This window comes from Lactobacillus sp. (genome assembly GCF_014803895.1).
In genome coordinates, this window is record NZ_JAAVAU010000010.1 from 20268 (window position 1) to 43725 (window position 23458).

General features: G+C 32.9%; 21 protein-coding genes and 1 other RNA gene. 14 read left to right on the forward strand and 8 right to left on the reverse strand.

Translation table 11 applies throughout. The features are described 5' to 3' along the window. The 4 genes from HDR40_RS03635 (at position 1) to HDR40_RS03650 (ending at position 2902) form a co-directional block, all read left to right on the forward strand. Positions 1-828: a helix-turn-helix transcriptional regulator gene (locus HDR40_RS03635; RefSeq protein ID WP_290626605.1), complete on the forward strand. Its 828-nt coding sequence runs from the start codon at positions 1-3 to the stop codon at positions 826-828. A gap of 51 nt (positions 829-879) precedes the next feature. Beyond that, positions 880-1238, forward strand: an RNA gene (rnpB, locus tag HDR40_RS03640) — RNase P RNA component class B. 62 nt (positions 1239-1300) lie between these two features. Further along, positions 1301-2425 carry a class I SAM-dependent RNA methyltransferase gene (locus HDR40_RS03645; RefSeq protein ID WP_290626607.1) on the forward strand — a complete coding sequence of 375 codons (1125 nt, stop codon included), beginning with the start codon at positions 1301-1303 and terminating at the stop codon, positions 2423-2425. A 21-nt stretch (positions 2426-2446) separates the two neighbouring features. Next, positions 2447-2902 carry a DUF441 domain-containing protein gene (locus tag HDR40_RS03650; protein WP_290626608.1) on the forward strand — a complete coding sequence of 152 codons (456 nt, stop codon included), beginning with the start codon at positions 2447-2449 and terminating at the stop codon, positions 2900-2902. 48 nt (positions 2903-2950) lie between these two features. Here HDR40_RS03650 and HDR40_RS03655 read toward each other — a convergent pair whose 3' ends face one another. Both HDR40_RS03655 and HDR40_RS03660 read right to left on the reverse strand, forming a co-directional pair. Then, positions 2951-4009: an SEC10/PgrA surface exclusion domain-containing protein gene (locus tag HDR40_RS03655; RefSeq protein ID WP_290626609.1), complete on the reverse strand. Its 1059-nt coding sequence runs from the start codon at positions 4007-4009 to the stop codon at positions 2951-2953. Positions 4010-4104: 95 nt separating this feature from the next. After that, complete coding sequence (locus tag HDR40_RS03660) at positions 4105-5034, reverse strand: DegV family protein (protein WP_290626751.1); 930 nt, start codon at positions 5032-5034, stop codon at positions 4105-4107. Positions 5035-5180: 146 nt separating this feature from the next. Here HDR40_RS03660 and HDR40_RS03665 point away from each other — a divergent pair, with 146 nt between their 5' ends. From HDR40_RS03665 to HDR40_RS03690, 6 genes are read left to right on the forward strand one after another with little or no spacing between them, the layout of a single operon-like run. Then, positions 5181-5537, forward strand: coding sequence for a hypothetical protein (locus HDR40_RS03665; RefSeq protein WP_290626611.1), 357 nt, complete (start codon positions 5181-5183; stop codon positions 5535-5537). Continuing rightward, entirely contained in the window at positions 5537-7210 is a 1674-nt protein-coding gene (locus HDR40_RS03670) for a formate--tetrahydrofolate ligase (protein WP_290626613.1), read from the forward strand. Before HDR40_RS03665 ends, HDR40_RS03670 begins: the two co-directional genes overlap by 1 nt. Positions 7211-7213: 3 nt before the next feature. After that, positions 7214-7693 carry a signal peptidase II gene (gene lspA / locus HDR40_RS03675; protein ID WP_290626615.1) on the forward strand — a complete coding sequence of 160 codons (480 nt, stop codon included), beginning with the start codon at positions 7214-7216 and terminating at the stop codon, positions 7691-7693. After that, on the forward strand, positions 7690-8604 hold the full coding sequence (locus HDR40_RS03680) for an RluA family pseudouridine synthase (protein WP_290626617.1): 915 nt from the start codon (positions 7690-7692) through the stop codon (positions 8602-8604). Before lspA ends, HDR40_RS03680 begins: the two co-directional genes overlap by 4 nt. 6 nt (positions 8605-8610) lie before the next feature. Then, complete coding sequence (locus HDR40_RS03685; RefSeq protein WP_290626619.1) at positions 8611-9666, forward strand: carbamoyl phosphate synthase small subunit; 1056 nt, start codon at positions 8611-8613, stop codon at positions 9664-9666. A 3-nt stretch (positions 9667-9669) separates the two neighbouring features. Further along, positions 9670-12834, forward strand: a complete 3165-nt coding sequence (locus HDR40_RS03690; protein ID WP_290626621.1) for a carbamoyl phosphate synthase large subunit — start codon at positions 9670-9672, stop codon at positions 12832-12834. A gap of 41 nt (positions 12835-12875) precedes the next feature. Here the strand turns inward: HDR40_RS03690 and HDR40_RS03695 are convergent, their stop codons facing one another. Next, entirely contained in the window at positions 12876-14567 is a 1692-nt protein-coding gene (locus HDR40_RS03695) for an NFACT RNA binding domain-containing protein (protein ID WP_290626623.1), read from the reverse strand. A gap of 121 nt (positions 14568-14688) precedes the next feature. On the opposite strand from HDR40_RS03695, the gene HDR40_RS03700 reads away from it, so the two are divergent. Next, positions 14689-15804 (forward strand): low temperature requirement protein A, encoded by a 1116-nt coding sequence (locus tag HDR40_RS03700; protein WP_290626625.1) that lies wholly within the window; start codon positions 14689-14691, stop codon positions 15802-15804. A gap of 74 nt (positions 15805-15878) precedes the next feature. Further along, on the forward strand, positions 15879-16763 hold the full coding sequence (locus tag HDR40_RS03705; protein ID WP_290626627.1) for a DegV family protein: 885 nt from the start codon (positions 15879-15881) through the stop codon (positions 16761-16763). Positions 16764-16880: 117 nt separating this feature from the next. Here the strand turns inward: HDR40_RS03705 and HDR40_RS03710 are convergent, their stop codons facing one another. The 3 genes from HDR40_RS03710 to HDR40_RS03720 form a co-directional block, all read right to left on the reverse strand. After that, a complete protein-coding gene (locus HDR40_RS03710; RefSeq protein WP_290626629.1) occupies positions 16881-17117 on the reverse strand; it encodes a cytochrome b5 domain-containing protein in 237 nt (78 codons plus the stop codon). A 272-nt stretch (positions 17118-17389) separates the two neighbouring features. Continuing rightward, positions 17390-18058, reverse strand: coding sequence for a TrkA family potassium uptake protein (locus tag HDR40_RS03715; protein ID WP_290626631.1), 669 nt, complete (start codon positions 18056-18058; stop codon positions 17390-17392). Continuing rightward, on the reverse strand, positions 18051-19391 hold the full coding sequence (locus HDR40_RS03720) for a potassium transporter TrkG (RefSeq protein WP_290626633.1): 1341 nt from the start codon (positions 19389-19391) through the stop codon (positions 18051-18053). The genes HDR40_RS03715 and HDR40_RS03720 overlap by 8 nt, the downstream gene beginning before the upstream one ends. Before the next feature lie 134 nt (positions 19392-19525). On the opposite strand from HDR40_RS03720, the gene HDR40_RS03725 reads away from it, so the two are divergent. Beyond that, complete coding sequence (locus HDR40_RS03725; RefSeq protein WP_290626635.1) at positions 19526-20734, forward strand: hypothetical protein; 1209 nt, start codon at positions 19526-19528, stop codon at positions 20732-20734. Positions 20735-20778: 44 nt separating this feature from the next. On the opposite strand, the gene HDR40_RS03730 is transcribed toward HDR40_RS03725, so the two are convergent. Then, on the reverse strand, positions 20779-21102 hold the full coding sequence (locus tag HDR40_RS03730) for a heavy metal-binding domain-containing protein (protein ID WP_290626637.1): 324 nt from the start codon (positions 21100-21102) through the stop codon (positions 20779-20781). A gap of 216 nt (positions 21103-21318) precedes the next feature. Here HDR40_RS03730 and HDR40_RS03735 point away from each other — a divergent pair, with 216 nt between their 5' ends. After that, on the forward strand, positions 21319-22506 hold the full coding sequence (locus HDR40_RS03735; protein WP_290626639.1) for an amidohydrolase family protein: 1188 nt from the start codon (positions 21319-21321) through the stop codon (positions 22504-22506). Between the two features lie 139 nt (positions 22507-22645). Here the strand turns inward: HDR40_RS03735 and HDR40_RS03740 are convergent, their stop codons facing one another. Then, positions 22646-23452: a transporter substrate-binding domain-containing protein gene (locus HDR40_RS03740; protein ID WP_290626641.1), complete on the reverse strand. Its 807-nt coding sequence runs from the start codon at positions 23450-23452 to the stop codon at positions 22646-22648. Positions 23453-23458 lie beyond the last annotated feature (6 nt).

Sequence of the window (23458 nt, forward strand, 5' to 3'; positions counted from 1 at the left end):
ATGAAAGCAAATCAAATTTTAAAAACTGCACGAGAAATCGCTGGTATTTCTCAACAAGAAGTGTGTGAAGGAATTATAAGTGAATCATATTATTCAAAAATTGAGCGGGGAGTGCATCAGGTAGATGCTGATATATTTTTTAAAATAATTAATAAAAATTATCTTCCCCTGAATATGCTTGATGTACTAAATGATGGAATATTAGACAGTAAGTATATGAATAATATTCAAAAAGATATCACTGTTGAAAATTTTAAGAACTTCTATAAACAATTAAAAGCACAGAAGATAAAAATTAGTGCTTCCCATTATCTGGCTACAATATTGTATCTATACATATATCATAAAGAAATAATACCTGATTTAGATAAGGAAGATACGCTTCTTTTACAACAAAAAAAGAAGAAAATTTTGAATAATCCGATAAATATTCATTCAATGAGACAAGCTGTAGCTTTCAGTGGCTTATTAAATGAAGAAGAATTTTTACAGGTAGTTAAAGCTAGTCGAAAGTATACAAGTAATAATTTAAATAAATACGTAATAGGTGTTTATTTGAATGTAGTAAACAGATTTGTATCTAACTTATACATTGGTCAATTTAAACTAAATTCTGCTATAAAAGATGAATTAAAAGAAATCCAGGCTTTTATCAAAACTTTACTTCCCAATGATTATTCATTAGCATATCAAAAAATATCTATAACTTTGGGAATTAATACGGTACTTCAGATTGAAGATGCAGAGAATAAGAATAAATTATTGCGAGAAGTCTTAACAATGTCCAAACCTAATCTATCTTGGATTAAAAATAAAAATACCAAATAATAGAAATAGTTTTGAATAAATCAAAAGAAGTTATGTTATAATGGTACTACAGGTTTTGAGCAATCGCGGTTAGCTTTATGCTAGCTGAGGAAAGTCCACGCCCACACGAGCTGCGATGCTCGTAGTGTTTGTACTCAGCCCAATAAGCTGGGGGATCGTAAGATCACGGCGGAAAAAGCGCTAAATCCATTTTGGACATGCGTGACTATCCTGAAAAGTGCCACAGTGACGTAGCAATAGGAGAAATCTTATTGGTGGAACGAGGTAAACCCTGCAAGTGGGCAACCCAAATTTGGTAGGGGCGTCTTGTCTATGGAATTGAACTAAAGACAAGGTCATTTTATGAAGATAGATGGTTGCTGAAAACAAGATCAGCCAAGTCTTGTTGGAACAAAACGTGGCTTATAGAAACTTGTGTGGTAGGTTGAGCATTGTCTCAACCTTTTTTTATGGAGTAAAAGGTTTTTAAATTATGGAAAAATATCGTTTATATGCTACTATGGGCGCAGGCTTTGAAAGTGTTGTAGCCAAGGAATTACAAAATTTAGGATATGAAACTCAAACAGAAAATGGTCGTGTTTTCTTTGAAGGTACACAAGAAGATATTGTTAAAACGAATCTTTGGTTACGTAGTGCCGATCGAGTAAAAATTTTACTAAAAGAATTCAAGGCGACTGATTTTGATACTCTCTATAATGAAACTTACGCTTACGATTGGGCACTTCTTTTGCCAGTAGATGCCCGTTTTCCTGTAAAAGGACGTAGTGTACGTAGTAAATTACATTCAGAACCAGATGTTCAATCAATCGTTAAAAAGGCTATCGTTGATAAAATGACTGATCAGTATCGTCGTCGTGGCTTTTTGCCAGAAAGTGGATCAGAATATCCACTAGATGTGCATATTTATAAAGATATGGTTCGTCTAAGTTTAGATACCACAGGTCAAAGTTTATTTAAACGTGGTTATCGTGTAGAACATGGTGGAGCACCTCTTAAGGAAAACTTTGCAGCAGGTTTAATTGAATTAACCCCATTTGATGGAAGCCATCCCTTCATCGACCCAATGACAGGTTCAGGGACAATAGCAATTGAAGCAGCTTTAATTGCTAAACATGTAGCTCCTGGAATGTGGCGTAGATTTGCTTTTGATGACTTTGATTGGTTTGATAAAAAGCTCCACCCAGAGATGATCGAAAAAGCTAAGAGTGAAATTATTACTGATCATGCACCAATCTGGGCAAGTGATATTGACCAATCTATTTTAGAAATTGCCAAGGTCAATGCTCATAATGCCGGCGTCTTACAAGATATTCGCTTTAAACAAGTAGCTGTAAAAGATTTTACAACTGATTTAGAAAATGGGGTAATTGTTGCTAATCCACCATATGGTAAACGTTTAAAGGATCGACAAGCTGCCGAAAAGATTTATGAAGAAATGGGACAAACTTTGCGCCCACTTACTAGCTTTAGTCAGTACTATTTAACTTCCGATTCTCAATTTGAAAAGTACTTTGGTGAAAAAGCCACTAAAAAACGTAAGTTCTTCAATGGTAACTTACGAACTGACTACTACCAATACTGGGCTAATCAAAAATAATAGGTAGTTAATGGAGGAAATATGGAAAGTTGGCTATTCTTAGGGCTAGTTTTGGTTGTTGCTTTAATAGGAAAGAATATGTCTCTAATTATTGCAACCCTAGTAGTAATGGGATTAAAACTACTGCCTTTTACTACAAAGTGGTTACCAATCATTCAGGCCAAAGGAATTAATTGGGGTGTAACAGTTATCTCAGTAGCAATTTTGATTCCTATTGCTACAGGTCAAATTGGTTTTAAAGATTTGTGGCATACATTTAAAACCCCAGCAGGTTGGATTGCGATTGCTGCGGGAATTGCGGTAGCAATTTTATCCCGCTATGGTGTAAACCAGTTAGCAGCAGTCCCTCAAGTTACGGTAGCATTAGTTTTAGGAACAATTATTGGGGTAGTGGCCTTTAAAGGTGTCGCAGCTGGTCCAGTAATTGCTAGTGGGATGACCTTTGTTATTGTAAGTTTATTTAATTTGCATTTTTAAAAAACAAAAAGCAGCACATTAAGTGCTGCTTTTTTATATGGTAACTAACTACTTCCAAGTTCCCTGATGATATTGTTTTACAGCAAAGCTAGGGATACAAATAAAATGTAAGCTATATGCTTTACCTTTATTAGAAATACTAAAGGCAAAATAATCCCAATCCCCATCATGACTTGAACCTTGGGTATTAAAAATAGAAGCCGCATGTTGCCACTCTATATACTTACTGGGGTTGTTGCGCTCACTTTCACTACTACCAGCATAACCAAAAATCATTTGCTTTAAGCTGAAATAAATATCTTTTTTTATCTGGGTAATAGTAAGGGTGTTTTTAGTAGATAGAAATCCAGCCATATTTTCAACGTAATTATCTTCAATCAAGGGGCCAGAAAATCCATTTTTCTTACAAGCTTTAGTAATTCCAGCAACATAGTGACCTCGTTGATCTGAAATACTCCAATTACCTTTAACATATTCACTAGCAATATCATTAGCTAAGGCTTGAGCGCTTGAACTATATTTCCAAGCGGGTAACCCAAGTTGAGTTCGAGCTTGATTAATTAATCTTAAAATATATTCAGAAAGCTCCCTTTTTTGTTCGCTAGTTAATTTGTTTAAATTTACTTTAGTTGTATCATCTTTTTTGCTTTCGGACAGATTTGCGATGCGTGAAAAGCTGTTATCATTCATCCCTTCAACACAAGATTTTTTAAAACTTTTAGAAGGATTACCTTTAAAAGCTGCCAGTAAAGCACTACGAGTATAGCCAGTAGGTAAGGTTAAACTAGACTTACGATAAACCTTCTTTGAGGTCGCTTTATTTAAGGTTACATTAGCTTTTAAAACCCATGCTTTCTTTTTAGGAAGGTAGTAAGCAAGATAATATTTTTGACCAATTTTAATTTTTTTACTAGAACTGTAAGTAAATACTGTCTTAGCAGCCACATATTCACCAGTCTTTTTACCATTGGTAGTATACAAGGGAGTTTTTTGCTTAATAGTTAAAGTTTTGGTTGCTGCTTGGAGAGGGGTAGTTTTTTGAGAAAAAAGGCCTCCAGTTAAGAGCGCCGCACTAGTTAAGCTAGAAATAATCCATTTTTTGTTCATTGAATTTTCCTTTTCATATTCACACACGATGCTTATAAGTGTATTTTAACAAATTAAAAATAAAAAGGACCTCACAAGGTCCTATAATTTAATCACTAGTCGTTAAGTGGTTCTGAATGTATTTTATTTGCTGGTAGTGGCTTGCCATCTTTATCAAAGTAAGAATTGACATCACGACACCAAATCATCGCAATTGTATGCTGTCCAACGTGCACCCCGACTACTGGTCCAATAATGCTTGAATAAAAAGTTATCTTTGAAAATTTATCTTTATAGTCAGTTAGCCATTCATTTTCTCTTTCTAAATCATCGGCATGGAAAATAGTAGCTTGGACTGGATAAGATAGTCCTTCAGTCAATTTTGCAAAATCATTTTGAATATGGTTGTAAGCACGTTTATATTTTCTTTCTTTAGCAATAGCAGAAATATGACCCTCGCCTTGAACATCCATCGAGAGAATAGGTGTAATTTTTAGTAAAGTACCTACAAAACTTGCCGCATTAGATAGACGACCCGTACGCTTTAAGTGTTTTAAATTATCAACTACAAAACGTACATCAGTGGTGTTACGCAAGTCTTTTAAATCGTGCATAATTAAATCAATATCGGCTCCTGATTGAATTAACTTAGCAGCAAGTAAGCTAGCATTAGCTTGGCCAGCACAAGTAATCTTACAATCAAAAGGATGGATGTTGATACGTTTTTCTTCATTTGCCACACTTACAACATTACTATAAAAGCTTGAAAGGCCACTAGAGATAGTAACAACAATTAAATCGGTGTATCCTTCTTCAACATAGCGGTCAACATATTTTTGAACATCACCAATTGAAGGCTGAGAAGTAGTTGGTAATTCTTCAGAAGTGTTTAATTTTTCATAAAATTCATGAAATCCAATATCAATTAAATCACGATAAGTCTTTTTATTCCAAATAATAGGAATAGGAATTACTCCAATATTATATTTTTCGCATTGTTCTTTAGTTAAATATGCTGAGCTATCTGTTAAGACACCAATCTTCATCAATAGAAGGCCTCCATTTATTAAGTATGTTTTTTTGTATTTATATACATTATATTTTAAAACAAAAACCAGTAATAAAAAACAGTCATCTATATTTTTTGTTATAATGAGATGTAAATCAGAAATAAGGTGGGACCTAAATTCTAATGAAAAAACATTTTATCTTTTTAGGCGTACCAGGAGTTATTTATTATTCTTGGTTACTGAGCTTAATTTTTGTAGCAGTTGTGTTTGGCTATGAAAAAGACAATTCTTTGAGTCTACCTTGTTTAACTTTAAGTATAATTTTTGTGGTTTGGTTAATTTATACATGGGTATTTTCTTACTTCAAAGACAAAGAAGGACAGTATTCATTTAAATTGCCCTACCACTCACTTAGTAAGATAGGGAAGCCTCAACTACGTACTTCATGGAAAATATTCAATTTCTACGAAATAAAAGATAACTATCATAACTACTTAGTAATGTGTATCAAAAGTAATAAGAAAAAGGAGAATATTTAATGGAATCAGATATTAAAATTGCTCAAAGAACCGAAGTTCAACCCATTAATGAAATTGCTGAAAAATTGGATCTTACTAGTCAAGACATTGAATTATATGGCAATGATAAAGCTAAAATCAAATGGGAGGCTATTAATAAGTTTAGAAGAAATGGAAAGTTAGGTAAGTTAATTTTAGTAACTTCTATTTCTCCTACACCTGCAGGTGAGGGTAAGTCTACAATTACAATTGGTTTAGGGGATGCAATCAATAATCAACTTCACAAAAACACTTTAATTGCTTTACGTGAACCATCAATGGGACCTGTCTTTGGTCTTAAAGGTGGCGCTACTGGTGGGGGATATGCACAAATTATTCCAATGGAAGATATCAATTTACACTTCACTGGCGATATGCATGCCTTAACCAGTGCAATTGATACCTTAGCAGCATTAGTAGATAACTACATTTATCAAGATAATGCCTTAGATATTGATCCCGATAGAATTGTTTTAAAGCGTGGAGTTGACGTAAATGATCGAACTTTAAGAAAAGTTACAATCGGTCAAGGTTCTCGCATTAACGGAATTGAAAGACAAACTAGTTTTGCAATTACTGTAGCTAATGAATTAATGGCAATTTTGTGCCTAGCTCAGGACATTAATGATCTTAAGACTAGAATTGGTAACATGCTAGTTGGTTTTACTCGTGGAGGCGATCCTGTCTTTGTTAAGCAATTGGGATTTGAAGGAGCAATTGCAGCTTTACTATCAAATGCTTTAAAGCCAAATCTAGTCCAAACACTTGAACATACTCCAGCCTTAGTTCATGGTGGACCATTTGCCAACATTGCTCATGGTGCAAGTTCAATCATTGCATCTAATTTAGCACTTCATTTAAGTGATTACGTATTAACTGAAGCTGGTTTTGGTGCAGATTTAGGTGGACAGAAATTTATGGATTTTGTTTCTAAACATTTAGAGAAAAAACCAGATGCTGTAGCTGTTGTAGCAACTGTGCGTGCTTTAAAGTACCAAACTGAAAAGAAGACTGATAATTTAGAACAAGAAAATATTCCAGCCTTAGAAAAGGGATTTGTTAACTTAGATCGTCATATGAAGAATATGGCAAAATATGGCATCCCTGTAATGGTTGTAATTAATAAATTCGCAACAGATACTCCCGCTGAAATCGCTAAACTAAAAGAACTAGTGGAAAATGAAGGATTTGAATGTGAAGTTGTTTCTTACCATGATGAAGGCTCAAAGGGTGGAGTTGAAGCAGCTAAAAAGTTGGTTGCTTTAACTGAAAAAGAAAGTAATTACACTCCAATTTATGAAACTGAAGATTCTGTGAAAACAAAAATTGAAAAAATAGCTAAAAATATTTATGGTGCAAATCAAGTAGAATATTCAGAAGCAGCTGAAAAACAACTTCAAGAAATTAAAGAATTAGCTAAAGATAAACTTCCAGTGATTATTGCTAAGACCCAGGCTTCATTTACTGATGATAAAAAGCAACTTGGCGCTCCTAAAGATTTTACTTTACATGTAAAATCTCTTTCACTTAAAAATGGTGCAGGCTTTATTGTTGTGGCAACTGGTTCTATCTTAGATATGCCAGGCTTACCTAAACATCCTGCTGCCTTAGATATTGATGTCGATAATAACGGAAAGATTTCAGGTTTATTCTAAAAAATGAAGAAAGCAAAACAAGCACTTTACTTATTGATTTCAATAATTATTGTGGCATTAGATCAATGGTTGAAATATTATATACATAATAATTTTGAAATCGGACAAACCAAGACAGTTATTCCAGGAATTCTTTCATTTAATTATTTAAGAAATAATGGAGCAGCATGGAATATTTTTTCCGGTCAAATGTGGTTGTTTTATGTGATTACTGTAGTTGCAATTGCAGTAGTTCTCTACTATCTTTTTAATCCTAAATATAAAAGTAAATTATTTGATACTGGTTTAGCACTAGTTCTAGGTGGAATTATTGGCAACTTTATTGATCGAATTCGATTACATTATGTAGTTGATATGTTTCAATTAGACTTTATTAACTTTAATATTTTTAATATTGCTGATAGTGCAATTACCGTCGGAATTATCTTAGTATTCATCTATTTGATATTTTTTGAAGATAAAAAGGAACAAACTACATCATGAGTAAAAAATATGACTTACTTGTCGAAAATGAGACAGGACGTTTGGATAAATACATTTCTGAACAGATTCCTGAGCTTAGCCGTACAAGGGTAAAAGAATTAATCGATGATGGCAAAATTCTAGTTAATAGTAAAAAAGAAAAACCGTCATATAAAATTTCTCCTCAAGATGAGGTCAATGTCGAAATTCCTAAAAAAGAATCATTAAATTTAGAGCCTGAAGATTTAAATTTAGATATTGTTTATGAAGACAAGGATGTTATTGTTGTCAATAAACCACAAGGGATGGTAGTTCATCCTGCAGCAGGGCATCCCAATCATACCTTAGTTAATGGTTTGCTTTATCATACTCGTGATTTAGCTCAAAGCCCTGAAGGTTTTCGCCCAGGAATTGTTCACCGTATTGATAAAGATACTTCAGGTCTTTTAATGGTGGCTAAAAATGATAAAGCAAGAGAAAGTTTAGAGCGACAACTTGCGACTAAAACTAATAAGCGTGAATATTTAGCATTAGTACATGGCAATTTTGAAACACAAAGTGGAGTAATTAATGCCCCAATTGGCAGAAATCCAGTTAATCGGAAGCAGATGGCGATTAATCCAAATGGTAAAGCTGCTATAACACATTTCACAGTTTTAGAGCAATTCAAAGATTATAGTTTAGTTAAATGTATACTTGAAACTGGACGTACTCATCAAATTAGAGTTCACATGAAATATATCGGACATCCCTTAGCTGGGGATCCTTTATATGGACCAAAAAAGACTTTAAAAGGGAACGGTCAATTTCTACATGCTGAAACACTTGGCTTTGAACAACCAACTACTGGTGAATGGCTAGAATTTTCTTGTCCAATTCCATCTATTTTCCAAAGACAGTTAGATAATTTACGACTAAATAAGAAAATGTGATTTCTCATGAAAAGATACTTAATTCTGGAAGACGGTACAGCCTTTAGTGGACATGATTTTGGTGCTGCAACTACTGCCACAGGTGAACTTGCTATTCAGGTTGCAAATTTTGGTTATCAAGAGGCTATCTCTGATCCAGCTAATTTTGGTAAAATTTTGACCTTTACCACACCGATGATTGGAGCTAGCGGAATCAGCGCTATTGATTATGAATCCATCAATCCTTCAGTAAAAGGAATTATTGCTAATGATATTGCATTTCATATTTCTCATAGCAGTAGTTTCCAAGATTTGAACGACTTTTTAAAAGAAAAAAAGATTCCAGGAATTTATGGTGTCGATACTCGGGCCCTTGTCCAAAAATTGAAGAACCAACATCGAATCAAAGCATCTATTATGGATACAGATGATGAACATGCATTTGATCAAATTAGGGCCTTAGTTTTACCTAAAAATAAAACTGCTCAAATTTCAACATCTAATCCATACGCAGCACCTAATATTGGCAAAACAGTTGCAGTTATTGACTTAGGATTAAAGCACTCGTTATTACGTGAGCTTTCTTTAAGAAAAATAAATAGTGTCGTTCTGCCATATAATGCTTCTATCTATGATATTATTAACATTCGTGCTGATGGAATAGTTATTTCAAATGGTCCAGGAAGTGCTAAAGAATTAGCTAAAGATCTTAATCCAATCTTTGATAAATTTTATGGTAAATTACCAATTTTAGTAATTGGACTAGGTTTTCTAAGTTTAAGTAATTATCTAGACTTCGACTTATTCAATCTACAACCAGCTTATAATGGGAGCAATTTTCCAGTGATTGAACAACAGACTCATCGTATCTGGCAAACTGCTATGAATATTAGTCAATTAGTTTTACCGGAAAATATTACAGTCAATTTTTCTGATGTTTATTATGATCTTAAGTCGGATTTAATCGCTGGCTATAGAATAAAAAATGATAAATGTATTGCCACAGCTTTTAATCCTGAAGGTTCACCGGGAAATTTTGATGCGGTAAGTATTTATGATCAATTTTTGCAAATGATGGAGTAAATTATGCCATTACATAGTGAATTTAATAAAGTTTTGATAATCGGTGCTGGACCAACAATTATTGGTGAAGTTTCTGAAATGGATATTTTGGGTGAACAAGCACTAGAAGCTTTTTTAGAAGAAAATCTTCAGGTGGTTTTGATTAATCCTAATCCGGCTACAGTTCAAACAGACAAACGTAAAAATTTAAAGGTTTTCCTAGAACCTATGACATTAACTTTTCTAAAACGTATTATTCGTATGGAGAAGCCAGATGCCATTTTTACAGCTTGTGGAGGTAAACCTGCCTTAAAATTGACTAAACAATTGCTTGATGACGGTATTTTACAAGATATGAAAATCAAGCTTTTGAGTATTAACCAATTGGCACTAGAGTTGCAAGACCATACAAAATTTCACGATTTTTTAGAACGCCATGCTATTCCCACTGCTCAGCAATGGTTATTAGATAAAGATGAAGATTTAGAAGGTGATTTTCAAAAGGTTCATTATCCATTATTGTTGACCAAAAAATTAAAATATCGTCGTGATATTTATCGTTCTTTTACTAATTGGGAAAGTTTAAAAAAATATTTTGAGCAAGAACGTGAGATGGATCACTTTGACTTTAGAAATTATGTTCTGGATGAGGATCTATCTAATTGGGAAGAAATCATTTTAGATGTTGTTCGAGATAATAATGGGAATTTTTGTTTCATCAATAATACCGGAAGTTTAGAACCTGTTAAAATTAATTCAGCAGATTCATTATTAGTTTCGCCAGTAATTACTAGAAACAATAATCAAATGCAGCAACTTAGAAACTATATGAAACGGTTGGCTAATGTGTTAAATATTCATGGTTGCTTATCAGTTCATTTTGCTGTTAAGCAAGATGGTGAAACTTTTAATTTTAAAGTTTTGAGTGCTAAACCTCGTATAACTCATACTAGTTTGATTGCTTATCGGAGTGGGGTATATAGTGTAGGCTATATTACTGCTAAAATTGCTCTTGGCTATAACCTGAATGAAATTATTGATCCACAATCCGGGTTGAATGCAGCTATTGAGCCTGTAAAGGATGCCTTTAGCGTCCAACTTCCTTATTGGTCATTTGTTGAATCAGGTTATAATCATTACAAATTAAGTAATAAGCCAACTTCAGGAGGAACTGCATTAGGTATTGGGCGGAGTTTTGAAGCAGCTTTTATGAAAGCTTTGCAGGCTACAACCAATTTCGCTAATAATTTACGTGTGTTTAAGCAAGAGTATGCAAAAAGTGAAACAGAAATTATTAAAGATTTAGAACAACCTTTAGAGAATCATATTATTATCCTAGCTGCTGCAATTGCTAAAAATATTCCTTACACTACACTTCATCAAACTTTACATATTCATCCTGCATTCTTACAAAAATTTAATCATATGATAATTTTAATGAAGAAGTTACAGGCTGAAACTTTAAGTGAAAACTTATTACTCAAAGCTAAACGTAATGGTTTCTCTAATAAATTAATTTCTTATCTTGCTAATAAAACTGAGTCTGAAGTTGTAGCTTTATTAAAAGAATGGAAAATAAAACCTAGCTATATTCGTATTGATGGTACTGCTGGACTTGAAGAACCTAAAGTTAATGCTGTTTATTCAGCTTATGGTGTAGAAAATGAAATTAAACCTCTTAATAATGACAAAAAGTGTCTAATCTTAGGTTTAAAACCTTTTCAGGTCTCATTGACTGGTGAATTTGATTATATGATTTATCATGCAGCCAAGACACTCAAAGAGAATGGTATTAGCCCGGTTATTATTAGTAATAATCCCGAAAGTATAAGTGCCTCATATAATGTTTGTGATCGGGTATATTTTGAACCCCTAATTTTAGAAAATATTTTAGATGTGGCTGAAAAAGAAAATATTGAGTATGTAATGACTCAATTTTCTGGTAAACAAATTAATCAATATCGCTCAGAATTGTTAAAGCATGGTTTGAAAATTATTGGCCAACCAAATATTGGAAAACTTTTGGAAGGAAATGTAACTAATTTAATTTTAAATGCGGGCGTAAATCCTGTTCCAGCCCTTACTACATCTCACCTCGATAAAATTGATCAATTTGTTGAACAATATGGTTTTCCAGTTTTAATTGGTGGTATTAGCAACACCAAAAAACAAAAATCTGCGGTGGTATTTGATGTACCAGCTTTAAAAAAGTATATTTCTGAAAATGAATTAGATAAAATGACTATATCTAAATTTATTGAAGGTCATAAATATGAGATTACCGCTATTTCTGATGGTGAAAATGTAACTTTACCAGGAATTATTGAGCACTTTGAACAAACTGGATCACATGCATCTGATTCAATTGCAGTTTATCAACCGCAAAATTTAAGTACGACTCACCAACGTCTTTTACGAGATGCTGCAGTAAATATTGCTAGTCAAATGCACGTTTGTGGACCGATAAATTTGCATTTTTTGATAGCTAAAGATCAAATTTATGTTTTACAGGTTAAAATTTATTCTGGGCATAATGTGGCTTTCTTAAGTAAATCACTTCATCAAGATATTGCCGCTATCACTACTGAAGTTTTATTAGGTAAAAAATTACCAGAATTAGGTTTAAAGAATGATGTCTGGCCATCTAATTCACTAATTCACGTAAAGATGCCTGTATTTTCATATTTACGCTATCACGGTGAAAATACTTTTGACTCTTTAATGAAAACGTCGGGTAGTGTAATTGGACGTGCGAAAAGATTACCTTTTGCTTTATACAAGGGGTATGAGGCAAGTGATTTAATTATTCCAAGTTATGGAACAGTCTTTATTTCTGTAAAAGATTCCGATAAAAATGCAGCAATAAAAATTGCTGCTCGTTTCCATAGACTAGGCTTTACTTTACTAGCAACTGAAGGGACGGCTAATATTCTTGCAGAAGAGGGAATTACTACGGGAATTGTTGAAAAAATTCAAAATGGTAACGATAGTCTTTTAGAAAAAATAGCACAGCACCGAATTAGTCTAGTTATCAATGTTACTAGCTTATCCGATTCTGCTAGTCAAGATGCAATTATAATAAAGGATCAAGCGTTAAGTACCCATATTCCTGTATTCTCAAGTCTGCAATCTGCTGATGATATTTTACAAGTTCTAGAAACAATGGCTATGACAACTCAACCTCTATAAGGTGATAAAAAAGCATCCCATTTGGGATGCTTTTTTTGTAATTAATCTACTCGTTTAGCTAAGATTTCTTTTTCATTTGGTGTTACTTCAATTGAATTTTGCCCAGTATAAATTACGAACCCTGGCTTGGCACCATTAGGCTTTTTAATTCGTTTTACTTGAACATAATCAACTGGTACATGTCCTGATTGGCGCCCTTTAGAGTAGTAAGCAGCAATCTCAGCAGCTTCACGGATATCTTGTTGACTTGGATCAGAATCTTGTAAGATAACATGAGAACCAGGCATATTTTTAACGTGGAACCAATAATCACGTTTATCAGCTTTCTTAAGAGTAAGCCAATCATTTTGGTAATTATTTTTGCCTACCCAGACTTTTTTTCCATCAGATAGTTTAAAAGTATTTAAATTTTGTTCAGTAATTTTTTTCTTACGACGATGAGCTGTTTGCTTCTTAATATAGCCTTGATTCATTAATTCATCGGTAATTGAGTCAATATCTTCAGGTTCAGCATTATCGATTGCTGTTTGAATTGAGTCAAAATAGGCCAGATTTTCTTTAGCAATCTTAATTTGTTCATTAATATGCTTAATTGAATTACGAAGTTTTTGATAACGTGTAAAATATTTTTGCGCATTCCGAGCAGGAGAGAGTGCGGGATCAAGCTTAATTGGGATTTCCTTATTATTTTCGTAGTAATTAGGTAATATGATTTCTTCCATACCAGGCTTAACTTGGTGAAGATAAGTATTAAGTAATTCTCCCTTAACTCGAAATCCTTCTGAATTTTCGGCTTGATCAAGTTGCTTTTGTAATTTAATAATTTTTTTACTGAGTTTTTTGCGCTCATTAGAAACAACATTTTCAATCTTTTTAGATTTTTGGCGTACCCAATCTTTATTAGCCTGTTCACGGTAAAAATCTTCTAAAGCCTGGTTAACATTATCATTTGAACTTACTAAAATTAAGTCTAAGTGATAGGGTAAGTAAATAAAAAAGCGATCCTTGTGTTTAGGCGTTTGTAAAACATAACCCTTGGGATGGTCAAAATGATCGAAGAAGGTAGTGAACGTATTAAAACTAAAGTCATCTTCCATATATCCCATAAATTCTCGACGATCATCACCATCTAAGCCATTGAATCGTTTAACAAATTCGCTAGGTTCAGGATAGGTTGCTTTTATTTGATTGAACTTATCTTCTGTTAATGTAAACCCATTGATTCCAGGGTTAAGTGGTGGCAATTCATACGGTGCATGTGGCAAAAGTAAACGTGCACGATTTTCATCAGGGTTAATGCGTTTAAGCAAGTCAATGATTTTACCAGTATTTTGATCATACAAAATCACATTACTGTGGCGCCCCATTAATTCAACAGAAAGTACTAATTGTACTTCATCACCTAATTCATTACGATTAGAAAAGTAGAAATTGACAATACGTTCAACTCCAACTTGTTCAATTTTTTGCAAAATAGAGCCGATGAGATACTTCCTTAAAACCATTACAAAAGTAGGAGCTACATCGGGATTAGCAATAGATTCAGTCGTTAAATAAAAGCGTGGATTTTGTGCATTTGCGGAAACTAGCAACTTCTTATTCTTACGATCTTTTCTAAAATTTAAAACTAAATCATGTGTAAATGGTTGGTAAATTTTTGTTAATTTTCCTCCAACTAAAGCAGGAGAAAGATTTGTTAATAAACTATGTATAAATAAGCCATCAAAAGCCATAAATTATCACCTCTAAAAGTTATCTTTTCTATTATACTATTTTTTGAAAAGTAAGAAAAAAGATAGTGGAATCCCGTATAAAAATAGTATTTAATAATAATTGTTATTAGGAGGGATAATAATGGCTAAAATACTTACTAAAAGAGTATCACTCGTGGAATTATTTTATGATTTAGTTTTTGTTTATATGATTTCAAGAGCAACTAGTTTGATCCATCATCTGCATAATGGAATAATTAATCCACTAACTTTAGGGATTTTTGCTTTAGTTATAATTGTTTTTATCAATTCATGGATGGTACAAACAGTTTTTACCAATCGTTATGGGACTTCTTCATGGACAGACGTGATCATTTCGTTTATTAATATGGCAATCGTGCTATACATGTCAAATTCGTTTACAGCTACTTATGATCACAATTTGAAGACTTTCTTCTTAGCAGCAGGCTTGTTGTCATTAACATTGATGATTCAATACTTGATTGTCTATTTTAAAACCGATAATTTAGTTGATAAACAAATCTCACGGGCTTTTGCCTTGATTTTAATTTTTAGAACTATTTGTTTATTAATTGGGGGCTTGATTGAAAATAAAGTGGGTTTGGCAATAGCTCTGATTGGAATTATCGTTAGTTGGATCTTACCTGGTTTTACAGGAAAATATACGGAAAATCATCCAATTATCTTTTCACACTTACTAGAAAGATTAACGGCTTTAATTATTGTAATGTTTGGTGAAACAATCGTAGGAATAGCAGATTACTTTACTAAACAAAACTTTTCAATTCAATCACTTTTGATTTTTGTGATTGTTGTTGGCTTATTCTTTACTTATATTGTTGAATTTGATCATATGATTGACGAAAATCGTGCACATGAAACTGGGAATAAGTTAATCTATTTGCATTACTTTATCTTGTTTGGTTTAAGCATGATTACAGTTTCTTTGAAATTTATTAACGAGGAAAGTGCCAATCCATTATTCTCAGTAAGCTTTTTATACGGTGGTATTGCTTTATTTTATATTGGTTTGGCTTTAAGTAATTATTATAATAAAAAAGAAATGTCGAATAATTTGAGCCTAATGGTCTTTTTTGCGATAACTACATTAGTAGGATATTTGCTAGCACTAAAGTTTGATACATTTACGCCGATTGTAATCATTACTACCATAGTAGTAATGATAAATGTTATTTTTCAAACTAGTTTCATGTTTAGAAATACAAAAAGCAATTAATATGCTTAAAAAAAGTCTTATGGTATGCTATAATCAATTTTTGATAAGCATTAAAGCGGAAGGGGTTTAATTACATGAAGATTGCATTAGTTACCGATAGTACTAGTGTTTTAACTAAAAAAGAGGCTGAGGACAATAATGTAATCGTCACTCCTATTCCAATTATTGTTGGTGATAAGGAATACTTGGAAGGAGTTGACATTACAGCAAGTCAACTCTTCGATATGCAGAGAGCTGGAGCAGATTTCCCAAAGACTTCGCAACCTGCAATTGGAGAAATGATTGAGCTTTTTGATAAGCTTCATAATGAAGGTTATGATGCAATCATTGCAATTACACTTTCTAGCGGAATTTCCGGTTTTTATGAAACTTTACAGACCATGGCTCGTAATAATCCACAATATGGTTTATACCCATATGATTCTAAGATGACTGTGCGTTTACAAGGTTATTTAGTTTTAGCTGCTGCGCGCATGATTAAAGCAGGTTATGAACCTCAGGATATTTTGAATCGTCTGGACCAGATTAGAAGTACTATTGATGAATTCTTCGTTGTAGATGATTTAAAAAACTTAAGCCGTGGTGGACGTTTAAGTAATGCGAGTGCTTTTATTGGTACAATGCTACATATTAAGCCACTTCTTACTTTTGAAGATGGTAAGATTGTTGCTTTTGATAAAATTCGTTCACTCAAGAGAGCTGTTTCTAAAGTAGAAGAATTAACTTTAGAAAGAACAGGTAATCTTTCCTACCGGAATAAGTTGCGTTTGTTCGTTTTCCACTCAAATGATGCTAAGCAAGCATCAGGTATTAAAGAGTTTATTGAAGAGAATTTTTCAGGGATGCCAGTAGACGTAGCGGAATTTAGTCCTGTAATTGCGACTCACTTGGGTGAAAAATCTATCGCAATAGCTTGGATGATTGACATTGATCAGATTGATTTTAATGAAAAAAACTAACTAAAAGACCTTAGGTGCTGAGCCTAAGGTTTTTTACATGAAGAAAAAGCCAGTTCGAAGCGAACTGACTATAAATTTATTATTAATAGTAATCTGATTCTTGGGGGGAAGGTAGAATTAATCAGAAAGTTTACCAACAACAGGTAAACCTTTTATTACAGCAGCGCCATGTGGAGCATGCTGTAAAATTTGGGTGATATCTTTACCAGCTAGATTACCGTGATTTTTGCTAGCACCTACATGTGAGTTTCCAGTTGCATCATAAACAGTACCATCTACAGCAAAATAGGCCTTATGACCATTTTCACCATCAAATTCTGACAATTCTTCTCGTGTAAAAAATTTCTCTGCCATTGATACTTCCTTTCATTACTTATAATTTAAAGGCTACTATATCAAAATTGTGTAGGAGGTTCAACTAGTTTGTTTGAGTTGAAAACTATATGAATTACTAAATTGCTAGCCCATTAAGATTTTAGAAAAGTATCTATAAAATTATTTAGATTTTATTAAGAGAAACTAGTGCATTTTTCATTGCAGTAATTGCACAAAAGTTGATAGATTTTTTGAGAGTAATCTTAATATTTTTAATATATTAATAACTATTCGTAAAAAAATTGTAACCCTCAATTCATCAATTCATTTAAGCGATGGATATCTTTTTGCTTGCCAATTACTAAAATTTTATCATTATTATGAATAACATCCGTAGCTTGTGGTAGTTGATTAATATCATCGTCTTCATTAATAATTGCCAGAATATTAACATTATAGCGATTACGAAAATCGAGTTCATCAATAGTTTTACCGATAATTTTAGGATTAGCTACATTAATCTCAGCTAAGGTAAGATTTTTATTTAAATCCACATAATCAATTACACTAGGGTGAAGCTGATGAAAGACAATTTGCATCGCCAGATCATGTTCTGGACGCACAACTTTAGTAGCACCAACTTTTTCTAAAACACGTGCATGCGTTGCGTTTTCTGCTCGACAGATAATATCTGGTACACCAGCTTCTTTAACAATCATTGTCGCCATTACGCTCGCCGCAATATTTCTACCGATAGAAACATAAACATGGTCAAAACTACCAATATCAAGTTCGTGCATAGCTTCTTCATCTTGAGCATCCGCAATTACAGCTTCCATTACCATATCAGCGTATTCCTCAACAACTTCTTCATTAATATCAATAGCTAATACTTCTTGATTTGCTTCTACTAATGCTTGACAAATTGCTGACCCAAATTGTCCCAGCCCAATTACTGCATAACTTTCTTTTTTAGCCAATTAATACACTCTCCTTTGGATAACGATAATTCTCTGGTTTCTTTCTTGTATTAAAAATTGAGAACATAACGGTAAAGATACCAACTCTTCCAATAAACATTAAGAAAATAATAATTAGTTTACCGATTAAGTTTAAGTTCTGAGTGACTCCAACAGAAATTCCCGTGGTCCCAAATGCAGAGACTGCTTCGAAAACAATTGAACCTAGTGGATTACGTTCTGGTAAAGTTTGAGTTTCTATCAAAATCAAAATAGCAATAAATAAGATGAAAAGAGCTACAAATAATAAAGTCAATGCTCGAAATATATTCTCTTGAGTAAAGCGACGATGAGCTAATGTAGTGTCACGTTTACCTCGCAAAGTGGCAATTGTTTGAATAGTTAAGATACCAATTGTCGTTGTCTTGATCCCACCAGCAGTAGAACCGGGTGTACCACCGATAAACATTAAAAGGGTAGTAAAGGCTAATCCAGTTGCACTTAGGTCTGTATAAGAAAATGTCGTTAATCCTGCAGTTCGAGGAGTGATAGCCATAAAAATAGTATTTACTATCCGCTCACCAAAGTTAACATGGTTACTTAACTGAGCTAAATTTTTTTCAGTAATGAAATAAACAATAATAGAAAGAATAGTTATAATAGCCCCAGTTCGCAACGCTAAGATTGTATGTAGGGAAAGGCGATGGGTACGATGATAATCAAGAATATCTTTCCAAACTAAAAATCCTAAAGAACCAGCAATGATTAACATTGCTAGTACACCTAACACATAAGGATCATTAATATATTCTGCTAAGCCATGATCGAATAAGTCAAAGCCAGCATTACAAAATGCAGCAATAGAATGAAAAATACTGTACCAAATTCCTTTCGCCAAACCATAGCGTGGATAAAATTTAACTAATAATAAGGCACTTCCTAAAAGTTGAATTGCAATCGATAAGCGAAGGATTAAGAAAATGACATTAACTTGCGATAAATTATCAAAATTCCAAGCTTCTTTAGCCAATAACTTAGTTGACATTTGCATTCGTTGCCGAATAAGACGTGACATTAACACCGCAAATGTCATAAAGCCAAGTCCACCTACTTCCATTAAGACAGCAATAATTAATTGACCAAAGAAAGACCAGTGCGTAGATGTGTGAACTACGGATAATCCAGTTACACAAGTAGCACTTGTCGATGTAAAAAGAGCAGTCATAAAATCAGTATGGCCAGACTTAGTAGAAATTGGTAAAAGTAAAAGTAATGTTCCAATTAAAATTATAAAAACAAAGCCTAAAGTTAAAACTTTAGGGAAGGTATATTTATGATGATATATTTCTATCAAGGCGTCCTCTCCTTTATAAGTCAAAGTTTTTTCACTACTAAGTCTAACATATGTCTTCTTTTTTCTTTTACTTTGCGCTAATATCTAGTAATCTTAATATATATAAATCATATGATTAGAGAGAAAAATGATAAATGGAAAATGCTTCGATGTCAGAACGTGACAAAATAATTTCACTACTTAATGATAAATTAATTGATTGGGAAAAGTTAGGAATTCAATTTAATATTTCTTCTTATGCACTCAAGCAGTATTTAGCTGGTGAAGAAAATTATTTATCTATGACTACAAGAGAAAAGCTCTCTTTCTTCTATGATCAACTAGCTGCTTTGAAACAAAGAGGACAACATAGGTTGAAGGATCAACAAATACAATCTTCTTTGAGATATGCTAACTTAATGCTTGATAATTTATGGTATGTACCAACTTCAGATAATTCAGGTGATTTACTAGATTATTTTCATTTTTTAGTTATTAAAGTTAGTAATTATCTAGCCACTGATGGCTTTTATTATGGATATGTTAGGACGAAGTATTATCCTAATATATTTATTCGTTATGAAAATGATGAAGGTAGGGTGGGTAAACCTATTACTTGTGTTTATATTAATGATGAGAATATAGATCTGGATAACAGACTACATTCATTAGTTAAAGGGGAAATCCAACTTGAAGAATTTAGCCCATACTTAATCAGACGTAATCAAGAATTAGCAGTTAATCTTTATCAAGAAATCTTGTCTATCCTTTACAATACAGTTCATAAATTTTTAAGTAAATATGGTATGAAGGCTAAACTTCAAAAGGATCAAAAAGATGTTACCAGTATATATACTTTTTTAGGAACTTATCCAATTTTTAAATCATTTACTCAAGAGATTGATAGATTAAATGGCTTAAATGAAAACGAATATTTATCTGTAGATGATTTTTATCAAGATAATTTAGGTTTAAAAATTATTACCGTCGCTAACCAATTATTCAATGGCTACCAAGAAGTTCAACAACAAATAAATTATATAGTTTCAAATGAAGAAATTAGTCTTGGAGAGGCAGTTGATATAGAATTAGACGCACTTGAAGATATATATCATAAATTACAAGAAAAGCTGTCGGAGACCCTGATTAGTTTTTATCAAGGAAAATGGGCGTTCCATGAACCTAAAGAATTATCTACTGCAACTGATACTAATTATACTTATCACCAATTTAATGCAGCTTTAAATGATGCATATCAGGAAAGTGCTGCTTACTTGCAATTAAAAGCACTCTTAGATGTTTTTAAACCATTATTGAAAAAAAGTGATTATCGTAACTTATTTAATAAGCAGAATGAATATTAGGATACAAAATAAGGAGTCCACAACTTGAAATGTGAACTCCTTTATTAATTTACAAATTTAACTGCTGTACCATAAGCAACAATACTTTGCATATCCCCGGCAATTGAGCCTGAATCAAAGCGCATCATTACCACAGCGTCAGCTCCTTTTTCTTGGGCGGCAGCTCGCAAACGTTGAATTGCTTCAGTACGAGAAGTTGTAAGCATTTTAGTATATCCTCGAACTTCGCCACCAATCATACTCTTCAATCCTGCTCCGATATCACTGATTGCATTGCGGGATTGCGTAGTCACGCCGAAAACTTCACCAAGAATTTCATAATTTTTGCCAGGAACATTTTCAGTTGTTGTAACTAATATATCTGCCATTTTAATGTCCTCCTTAGAATTATTTTCAGTCTACACGAGCTAGTAGCGAGATTCAAGTAATAAACTGTTTGGGTTATAGTTTATAAATTAACTATCAATAAGTTACCAAACTTGTATTATTCAATTAATCATTATAGTTTTATTATAAAAATCATTGACTTTTAATATTTTTAAACTATTATGAAAAGTAATTATTCAAGAAAGGTGGCCTTTATTGTGACTAAAACTGCATTTACAAACTGTAATTTATTTGTGGGAACCCAAGATGAAATATTAAAAGATGCTTGGTTCATAATTGACGATACAACCAGCAAAATTATTGCAAAAGGAACTGGAATTCCATATAAAAAGGCAGATAAAAGTATAGATTTAGAGAATCAATATGTAATGTCTGGTTTACTTAATTCACACGTACATATTACTAATTGGTTTCCAGAAACTGAAACTATTGGGATATACAATGCTTTTGCTAATTTAAAAGCGGCTCTTAAAGGTGGCGTTACTTATATTCGAAGCTGTGGAGTACCATTTGATACGGATATAAAACTTAATAATATGCGAACTCAATATCCATTTGAAGGACCACAAATCATGCCATCAGGAATGCCGATTTCTATCCTGGGTGGGCATGGTGATCAATTACTCGGTGAAAATCATGCTCAAAATGCATCCCATCTTGTAAACGGAATTTCTGATATACAAAATGCTGTTCGTTCTCAATTTAAAAAAGGTGCTAAAAATATTAAGCTAATGGTAACTGGTGGAGTACTTTCTCAAACTGATCAAGTAGATGATGTTGAATTATCACTAGACGAAATGAAAGCTGCTGTTCAAGATGCTCACTTAAAACATATGACTGTTAGTGCTCATGCTCAAGGTAAATTAGGTATTCATTATGCTGTTTTAGCAGGTGTCGATTCAATTGAACATGGAATTTATATTAGTGATGAAGATGTTGAATTAATGAAAAAGCAGGGAACATTTTTATCCCCTACATTAATTGCTGCTAAAAATATTGTTGATAAGGGTAAAGGAAAATTATCAGAATTTTCTTACCATAAAATGACTAGTGTAATTGAAGATTACTACAGGAATATTAGCAAAACTATAAAAGCAGGAGTTAACTTAGCTTTAGGAACTGATGCAGGAACTTTTGGTAATCCGATTGAAGAAACAGCTGAAGAATTGGTAGAGTTAGTTAATGCAGGAGCTACTAATTACCAAGCTCTACATGCAGCAGGTTTAGGAAATGCCACTTTAATGAAGATAGACGATGAATATGGCTCCTTAGAGGTGGGCAAATATGCTGATTTTTTGGTTTTAAAACAAAACCCTCTAGTTGATGTAGCTGCTGTCCAACAAAAAGATAAGCAAGTATATCAACATGGTATTAGAAAATACTAAGTATTAATAAAAGTTGAAATATTAAGAGAAGCATTAAAACCTATTAGATTATTATGTAAATAACAAAAATCTCCTTTACCATGTAATTGATAAAGGAGATTTTTTCTATAAGAGTTAAAGCTACTTTTTTGAATTCAAGTTATTTAGTTATGTCAGCATTAAAGTACTTTTGAGACAATTTTTTCACAGTGCCATCTTTTTCTAATTGAGTCATTGCACGATTATAAGACTTTTGAAGATCGGTATCTTTCTTATTGAATAAAGCAGAAATACTTACTGGAGCTTCTTGCTTAGAAACATCAATAATTTTCAATCCCTCAGTATTACCGCTCTTTTTGTAATCATACCAAGCTTCGCGACTGTTGATTGCGCCAGCTACACGACCTTGTCGAATCATTGATAAAGAATTAGAAAATTCTTCACTTGGTACTACAATACCACCATACTTTTTAGTGACAGCAGCATTGTTAGTCCCCGTTGAAGCAGCCATCTTTTTACCCTTAATATCTTTTAAACTCTTGATATTACTATTTTTAGGAACAATTAATACATAACGAGATTTGATATAGGGAATCGAAAAATTATATTGTTTAGCGCGTTCGGGTGTACGAGAAATATTATTCATTACGACATCAAATTTGCCTGCACCTAAACCCGCAATCAATGAATCCCACTTAGTTGGAACAAATTTAGCTTTTAAACCCATTTTTTTAGCAACTTCTTTACCAAGCTCCACTTCAAAACCAGTTAGTTTACCATTTTTTACATATGAATAAGGTTTATATGTTCCCTCTAAGCCAATTATTAATGTCTTTTTGGTTTGATTAGGAGAAGAACTAGCTGTGGATGAATTAGTTGAATGAATAGCATTCCAACTTCCAATAAATCCATACCCCAGAATTAAAGTTCCTATAATTGTTAGGAAGATTTTTTGTCGTAGTTTCATAGTCTA